Genomic DNA, 555 nt, shown 5'->3' on the forward strand with positions numbered 1-555 from the left:
CTTTGATGATGAACGGGATTTTTGGTTTCGCTTCGACGAGAGCACTCCCTTTTTCAAAATTAGCGACAACCCGAATAGTCCTATCATTCAAGCCGTCAATTTCGACGACAACATGGTGTGGATATTCTTCATCGCTGGTTTCGCGCTTTACTGTGTTTTGCTGATCTGGTTTTTAAGCCGCAGAATTCGTGAACTAGAAAGAGTCACCGTCGAATTTGCGTCTGGTAATTTCAAAGCCCGCGCAAGCACGGCCAGCGCCAAATCGGTTGGCACATTGAACAAAAGCTTCAATAACATGGCCGATAAAGTCTCTCGACTCATTACCAGCAATAAAATGCTCACCAATGCGGTTGCTCACGAGCTACGCACACCAATTTTTCGCTTGCAATGGCAGGCTGATTTACTCGCCGACTCCTCTCTAAATGAACAACAGACAAAGTACGTAAATAGCATCGTTGAAGACATTGATGAGATGGAAGAAATGGTCGAAGAACTCCTTTACTACGCAAAAATGGAGCGCCCAGAAACAGAGCTTCGGACCGAAAGTCTTGAGCT

1 protein-coding gene is annotated in these 555 nt (G+C 45.4%); it reads left to right on the forward strand.

Annotated features, from left to right (window positions below):
* Positions 1 to 555, forward strand: a 555-nt coding sequence (locus R7O13_RS29840) for a histidine kinase dimerization/phospho-acceptor domain-containing protein (protein ID WP_318305589.1), incomplete at both ends; no start/stop codon positions are given.

This window comes from Vibrio sp. Y176, from assembly GCF_033438945.1.